Raw genomic sequence first — 6339 nt, 5'->3', positions numbered from 1 at the left:
AAAACGATCTTGATAGGGCTAGGAATATCCGTTTCCCTCTACTTTGACTCGCAACAAGAACAGATCACACACAAGCTATTCCATTCATATCCCAGAATCCTCCTATGTTAGCAATGAGAAAGCTTTAGCGCAGAGCATAGGCAAACAGGCATATATATAAAGAAAGGGGAAATCAGGCTACCGCCCTGGAATAGTTGAGGCAGTTGAGGCAGTTGAGGCAGTTGAGGCAGTTGAGGCAGTTGAGGCAGTTGAGGCAGTTGAGGCAGTTGAGGCAGTTGAGGCAGTTGAGGCAGTTGAGGCAGTTGAGGCAGTATCAGAATCCATTAAAAGAAAAGCCGGGACAAGCCCGGCTTTTTCTTTATCACTCAGCCGCTGCTTCAGCAGCGGCCGGGCGGTCTACCAGCTCGATGTAAGCCATAGGGGCGTTGTCGCCGGCACGGAAACCGCATTTCAGAATGCGAGTATAACCGCCGGCGCGCTCCAGGTAGCGCGGGCCCAGTTCATTGAACAGCTTAGCCACGATCGCGTTGTCGCGAGTGCGGGCAAATGCCAGACGACGATTAGCAACGCTATCGGTCTTGGCAAGGGTGATCAGCGGTTCAACGACACGACGCAGCTCTTTTGCCTTAGGCAGAGTCGTCTTGATGATCTCATGACGAACCAGGGAGCTGGCCATGTTGCGGAACATAGCCTGACGATGGCTGCTGTTCCGGTTCAGTTGACGACCACTCAAACGATGGCGCATGACCTTATCCTTCTAACTAAATCTGTGAAACCCGTAATCTGGATTACTCGTCAGCGATGCTGGCGGGCGGCCAATTCTCAAGGCGCATGCCAAGAGACAGACCACGGGAGGCCAACACATCCTTGATCTCAGTCAGGGACTTCTTACCAAGGTTGGGAGTCTTAAGCAGCTCAACCTCGGTACGCTGTACCAGATCACCAATATAGTGGATAGCTTCTGCCTTCAGACAGTTCGCAGAACGAACTGTCAGCTCCAAATCATCGACAGGACGCAGCAGGATCGGATCGAACTCGGGTTTCTCTTCTTTCTTCTCGGGCACGCTGACATCGCGCAGATCCACGAAGGCTTCCAGTTGCTCGGCCAGAATAGTGGCAGAACGACGGATGGCTTCTTCAGGATCCAGAGTACCATTGGTCTCCATGTCGATAACCAGCTTGTCCAAGTCGGTACGCTGTTCCACACGCGCTGCCTCAACATTGTAGGCAATACGAACGATAGGGCTGAACGCGGAGTCCAGCAACAAGCGACCAATAGGGCGCTCTTCATCATCGTTGTGAACACGAGCAGAAGCAGGCACATAACCACGACCACGTTGAACTTTCAGGCGCATGCTGATCTCAGCATTGGCACCAGTCAGGTGGCAGATTACGTGCTCCGGGTTAACAATCTCGACTTCATCACCGTGAGTGATATCACCTGCGGTAACGGGGCCTGTTCCAGACTTGGTCAGGGACAGAGTTACCTCGTCCTTGCCTTCCAGCTTCACAGCGATACCTTTCAGGTTGAGCAGGATTTCAAGAATGTCTTCCTGTACACCTTCTTTGCTGCTGTACTCATGCAGCACGCCGTCGATCTCGACTTCTGTGACTGCACAACCGGGCATAGATGACAGCAAAATACGACGCAGGGCGTTACCCAGCGTGTGACCAAAACCACGCTCAAGTGGCTCAAGAGTCACTTTTGCGTGAGTCGGGCTAACTTGCTCGATGTCAACTAGCCGCGGCTTAAGAAAATCTGTTACAGAACCCAGCATTGTGTCCTCTCTTTAGAAGCTAGCTTTACTTGGAGTAAAGCTCGACGATCAGCTGCTCGTTAATGTCGGCAGACAGGTCAGAACGCTCTGGCAGGCGCTTGAAGGCACCTTCCATTTTAGCGGTATCAACCTCTACCCAAGTCGGCTTCTCACGCTGACCAGCAACTTCCAGGGAAGCTTTGATACGCGCTTGCTTCTTAGCCTTCTCACGAACGCAGATCACGTCCTCAGGGGAAACCTGGAAAGAAGGAATGTTAACAACGCGACCGTTTACCAGGATAGCCTTGTGGCTCACCAGCTGACGAGATTCAGCGCGGGTAGCACCAAAGCCCATGCGATAAACGACGTTATCCAGACGACCTTCCAGCAGCTGCAACAGGTTTTCGCCGGTGTTGCCTTTTTGACGGGCAGCATCACGGTAGTAGTTGCGGAACTGTTTTTCCAACACGCCGTAGATACGACGAACTTTTTGTTTCTCGCGCAGTTGCACGCCGTAGTCAGACAGACGCGCTTTACGCGCACCATGTTGACCAGGAGCAGTGTCAATCTTGCACTTGGAATCTATCGCACGAACACCTGACTTCAGGAAGAGGTCGGTGCCCTCACGACGGCTAAGCTTAAGCTTAGGACCGATATATCTTGCCATCTTCTTTCTCCAACAATCCTAGACCAATTAGCAACCAGCGTTATACGCGGCGCTTCTTGGGAGGACGACAACCGTTGTGCGGGATCGGAGTCACATCAGTAATATTAGTGATGCGGAAACCAGCCGCGTTCAGCGCGCGGATGGAGGACTCACGACCGGGACCCGGACCTTTGACCATGACTTCCAGGTTCTTCACGCCGTATTCTTTGGCGATCTCACCAGCACGCTCAGCAGCTACCTGGGCAGCAAACGGAGTGGACTTACGGGAACCACGGAAACCTGAACCACCAGAGGTAGCCCATGACAGAGCATTGCCCTGACGGTCAGTAATGGTCACGATTGTGTTGTTGAAAGATGCATGAACGTGTGCAATACCGTCGCTCACTTGCTTTTTAACGCGCTTGCGAGCACGAGTCGGAGTTTTAGCCATTTTCTACCTTCCCGTTACTTCTTGATAGCCTTGCGCGGACCCTTACGGGTACGAGCATTGGTCTTGGTACGTTGACCACGAACAGGCAGGCTACGACGGTGACGCAAACCACGGTAGCAACCCAGATCCATCAAGCGTTTGATGTTCATGGATATCTGACGACGCAAGTCACCTTCAACGGTGAATTTACCTACTTGCTCGCGCAGACTCTCGATCTGAGCTTCGTCCAAGTCTTTAATTTTCACATTCTCAGCAATACCGGCTGCGGCACAGATGGCCTTGGAGCGGGTACGACCGACGCCATAAATCGCAGTCAAAGCGATGACTGCATGCTTATGGTCAGGAATGTTAATGCCAGCGATACGGGCCACTGTTCACTCCTACATAGAGTAGATAACGACCACCACAAAGCCCGTGAGCGGATACATGGCGGTCAACCAATACACAACAAAAGTTGGCTGGCTATATTAGCCAGCACAACTGTTTGTTGCAAGTCCTAACCGTAAAAAATTAGCCTTGGCGCTGTTTATGCTTTGGCTCGCTGCAAATCACACGCACCACACCGTGACGCTTGATGATTTTGCAGTTACGGCAGATTGCCTTAACGGAAGCACGAACTTTCATTGCTTAACTCCGTAACTACGCCGACCTTTAGCGGCCGTAGCCCTTCAGGTTGGCCTTCCTCAGGACGTCACCATATTGATGAGACATCATATGGGTTTGTACCTGAGCCATGAAGTCCATGATAACTACCACAATAATCAGCAGCGAAGTGCCACCGAAATAGAACTGTACGTTCCAGGCAGTCATCAGGAACTGGGGTACCAGACAGATAAAGGTTATATAGAGTGCACCTGCCAATGTCAGGCGAGTCATAACCTTATCGATATAACGTGCTGTCTGCTCGCCCGGGCGAATCCCCGGGATAAAGGCTCCACTCTTCTTCAGGTTGTCTGCCGTCTCGCGTGGGTTGAACACCAACGCAGTATAGAAGAAACAGAAGAAGATAATGGCTGCTGCATACAGCATCTCATACAAGGGCTGACCCGGCTGCAGGACCATAGAGACCTGCTGCAGAACGTCTGCTACCTTGCCCTCGCCCTGACCAAACCAAGAGGTAATGGTCCCTGGGAAGAGGATGATACTGGATGCAAAAATCGCAGGAATCACACCAGCCATATTTACTTTCAATGGCAGGTGTGTGCTTTGCGCGGCGAATACCTGGCGGCCTTGTTGACGCTTTGCATAGTTAACGACGATACGACGTTGACCACGCTCTACGAACACCACAAAGTAAGTCACTGCGAAAACAATCAAGCCCAGCAACAACAACAGCAGGATGTGCAATTCCCCTTGACGTGCCTGTTCGGCCGTAGCACCAATGGCATGAGGCAGCCCAGCAACGATCCCGGTGAAAATAATCAACGAGATGCCGTTACCGATACCACGCTCGGTAATCTGTTCACCTAACCACATTAAAAACATGGTGCCGGTGACCAGACTCACAACCGCCGTGAAATAGAAGCCCAAACCCGGATGAGTCACGAGTCCTTGCATCATATTCGGCAGACCGGTTGCGATACCAATGGCCTGGAAGGTTCCCAAAATCAATGTACCCCAGCGGGTATACTGATTGATCTTGCGACGGCCGGATTCACCTTCTTTCTTGAGTTCAGCAAGAGCGGGATGAACCACGGTCAGTAACTGGATGATGATCGACGCCGAAATGTACGGCATGATCCCCAACGCAAGAATAGAAGCACGCGAGAGTGCACCACCACTGAACATGTTGAACATCTCAATGATGGTGCCCTTCTGTTGCTGGAACAACTCGGCCAGTACGGCGGCGTCAATACCAGGAATCGGCACATAAGAGCCTGCACGGAAAACGATAATCGCCCCGAGAACGAAGAGCAGACGGCTCTTCAGTTCACTCAGACCACCCTGCGCTTTAACATCCAATCCTGGTTTCTTAGCCATTGTACTGATTATTCCTCGATTTTACCGCCAGCGGCCTCGATGGCTGCACGTGCACCTTTGGTGACGGACACACCACGAACGGTCACAGCACGGTCAATGTTGCCAGACAGAACAATTTTAGCGAACACGATGTTCTTAGTCAGAACGCCAGCTTGCTTCAAAGTGCTCACATCGACCACATCACCTTCCACCATGGCGATTTCGTTCAGACGCACTTCGGCAGAAACCAAAGATTTGCGAGAGAAGAAACCGAACTTCGGCAGACGGATTTTCAACGGCATCTGGCCGCCTTCAAAACCAGCGCGGACTTTACCGCCACCGGAACGAGAGGTCTGACCTTTAACACCACGACCACCAGTCTTGCCCAGACCAGAGCCAATACCACGGCCCGGACGGTGCTTAACAGACTTAGAGCCAGGGGCCGGAGACAGAGTGTTCAGACGCATGCTTAGCCCTCCACCTTAACCATGTAGTAAACCTGGTTGATCATACCGCGGACGCAAGGAGTATCCTCCAGCTCAACGGTGTGACCAATGCGACGCAGACCCAGACCACGCAGAGTCGCCTTATGCTTAGGCAGACGGCCGATAGAGCTGCGCGTTTGAGTTACTTTTACAGTGTTAGCCATGTCGCATTACCCCAGAATTTCTTCAACGCGCAGACCACGCTTGGCAGCGATCTGGGCCGGGGATTGACCCTGTACCAGAGCGTCTACAGTTGCGCGAACAACGTTGATCGGGTTAGTGGAACCGTAGGTCTTTGCCAGCACGTTGTGGATACCAGCAACTTCCAGCACAGCACGCATGGCGCCGCCTGCAATGATACCAGTACCTTCAGAGGCCGGCTTCATGAACACGGTGGAACCGGAGTGAACGCCTTGCACCGGGTGGTGCAGAGTGCCATTGTTCAGTTCTACTTTGCTCAGGTTACGTTTAGCCTGTTCCATCGCTTTTTGAATAGCGGCGGGAACTTCACGGGCCTTACCGTAACCGTAACCTACACGGCCGTTACCATCACCCACCACGGTCAACGCGGTGAAGGACATGATACGACCACCTTTAACAGTTTTCGAAACACGGTTTACTGCAATCAGCTTTTCTTGCAGTTCGCCGGCTTGAGATTCGACTTTAGCCATCTTCGACTCCTAGCTTAGAACTGAAGACCAGCGTCACGAGCAGCGGTAGCCAGAGCGGCTACACGACCGTGATACTTGAAACCGGAACGATCGAAAGATACGTTCTGAATGCCTTTGGCGATAGCTCGCTCAGCGATGGCTTTCCCGACTGCGGTAGCTGCATCAGCATTACCGGAGTACTTGATTGCTTCACTGATGGCTTTCTCTACTGTGGAAGCAGAGGCCAGAACTTCGGAACCGTTGGCTGCGATTACCTGCGCGTAGATATGACGCGGGGTACGGTGAACAACCAGACGGGTTGCTCCCAGTTCCTGCATCTTCTTCCGAGCACGAGTAGCACGACGGAGACGAGCTGCTTTCTTGTCCATAG

Annotated in this window: 11 protein-coding genes; all 11 read right to left on the bottom strand. The window is 52.3% G+C overall.

Translation table 11 applies throughout. The features are described from left to right. Positions 1–361 precede the first annotated feature (361 nt). A complete protein-coding gene (gene rplQ, locus G113_RS00685; protein ID WP_005307999.1) occupies positions 362–745 on the bottom strand; it encodes a 50S ribosomal protein L17 in 384 nt (127 codons plus the stop codon). 43 nt (positions 746–788) lie between these two features. After that, positions 789–1778 (bottom strand): DNA-directed RNA polymerase subunit alpha, encoded by a 990-nt coding sequence (locus tag G113_RS00680; protein WP_005307997.1) that lies wholly within the window; start codon positions 1776–1778, stop codon positions 789–791. Between the two features lie 25 nt (positions 1779–1803). After that, the gene (gene rpsD / locus G113_RS00675) at positions 1804–2424 is read right to left on the bottom strand and encodes a 30S ribosomal protein S4 (RefSeq protein WP_005890929.1); all 621 of its coding nucleotides are present in this window, start codon (positions 2422–2424) and stop codon (positions 1804–1806) included. A gap of 40 nt (positions 2425–2464) precedes the next feature. Next, a complete protein-coding gene (gene rpsK / locus G113_RS00670; RefSeq protein ID WP_005319702.1) occupies positions 2465–2854 on the bottom strand; it encodes a 30S ribosomal protein S11 in 390 nt (129 codons plus the stop codon). A gap of 14 nt (positions 2855–2868) precedes the next feature. Continuing rightward, on the bottom strand, positions 2869–3225 hold the full coding sequence (gene rpsM / locus G113_RS00665) for a 30S ribosomal protein S13 (RefSeq protein ID WP_005307991.1): 357 nt from the start codon (positions 3223–3225) through the stop codon (positions 2869–2871). Positions 3226–3364: 139 nt separating this feature from the next. Then, on the bottom strand, positions 3365–3478 hold the full coding sequence (gene rpmJ, locus G113_RS20345; protein WP_005319705.1) for a 50S ribosomal protein L36: 114 nt from the start codon (positions 3476–3478) through the stop codon (positions 3365–3367). 27 nt (positions 3479–3505) lie between these two features. Continuing rightward, positions 3506–4834, bottom strand: a complete 1329-nt coding sequence (gene secY, locus G113_RS00660; RefSeq protein WP_005890927.1) for a preprotein translocase subunit SecY — start codon at positions 4832–4834, stop codon at positions 3506–3508. Between the two features lie 8 nt (positions 4835–4842). Then, a complete protein-coding gene (gene rplO / locus G113_RS00655; protein WP_005890925.1) occupies positions 4843–5280 on the bottom strand; it encodes a 50S ribosomal protein L15 in 438 nt (145 codons plus the stop codon). A gap of 2 nt (positions 5281–5282) precedes the next feature. Continuing rightward, the gene (rpmD, locus tag G113_RS00650) at positions 5283–5462 is read right to left on the bottom strand and encodes a 50S ribosomal protein L30 (protein WP_005307985.1); all 180 of its coding nucleotides are present in this window, start codon (positions 5460–5462) and stop codon (positions 5283–5285) included. A 6-nt stretch (positions 5463–5468) separates the two neighbouring features. Beyond that, entirely contained in the window at positions 5469–5969 is a 501-nt protein-coding gene (gene rpsE, locus G113_RS00645) for a 30S ribosomal protein S5 (protein ID WP_005890922.1), read from the bottom strand. A gap of 14 nt (positions 5970–5983) precedes the next feature. Continuing rightward, complete coding sequence (gene rplR, locus G113_RS00640; protein WP_005890919.1) at positions 5984–6337, bottom strand: 50S ribosomal protein L18; 354 nt, start codon at positions 6335–6337, stop codon at positions 5984–5986. Positions 6338–6339: the final 2 nt, after the last annotated feature.

This window comes from Aeromonas molluscorum 848, from assembly GCF_000388115.1.
GTDB classification, from domain to species: Bacteria; Pseudomonadota; Gammaproteobacteria; order Enterobacterales; family Aeromonadaceae; genus Aeromonas; species Aeromonas molluscorum.
Note: the sequence above shows the minus strand (reverse complement) of the source record. Positions and strands in the feature narration are given on the sequence as shown.

What these genes read in the sequence shown, in the direction of transcription:
- rplQ (WP_005307999.1), bottom strand. Translation starts at nt 745, where the DNA reads ATGCGCCATCGTTTGAGTGGTCGTCAACTGAACCGGAACAGCAGCCAT.
- G113_RS00680 (WP_005307997.1), bottom strand. Translation starts at nt 1,778, where the DNA reads ATGCTGGGTTCTGTAACAGATTTTCTTAAGCCGCGGCTAGTTGACATC.
- rpsD (WP_005890929.1), bottom strand. Translation starts at nt 2,424, where the DNA reads ATGGCAAGATATATCGGTCCTAAGCTTAAGCTTAGCCGTCGTGAGGGC.
- rpsK (WP_005319702.1), bottom strand. Translation starts at nt 2,854, where the DNA reads ATGGCTAAAACTCCGACTCGTGCTCGCAAGCGCGTTAAAAAGCAAGTG.
- rpmJ (WP_005319705.1), bottom strand. Translation starts at nt 3,478, where the DNA reads ATGAAAGTTCGTGCTTCCGTTAAGGCAATCTGCCGTAACTGCAAAATC.
- secY (WP_005890927.1), bottom strand. Translation starts at nt 4,834, where the DNA reads ATGGCTAAGAAACCAGGATTGGATGTTAAAGCGCAGGGTGGTCTGAGT.
- rplO (WP_005890925.1), bottom strand. Translation starts at nt 5,280, where the DNA reads ATGCGTCTGAACACTCTGTCTCCGGCCCCTGGCTCTAAGTCTGTTAAG.
- rpmD (WP_005307985.1), bottom strand. Translation starts at nt 5,462, where the DNA reads ATGGCTAACACTGTAAAAGTAACTCAAACGCGCAGCTCTATCGGCCGT.
- rpsE (WP_005890922.1), bottom strand. Translation starts at nt 5,969, where the DNA reads ATGGCTAAAGTCGAATCTCAAGCCGGCGAACTGCAAGAAAAGCTGATT.
- rplR (WP_005890919.1), bottom strand. Translation starts at nt 6,337, where the DNA reads ATGGACAAGAAAGCAGCTCGTCTCCGTCGTGCTACTCGTGCTCGGAAG.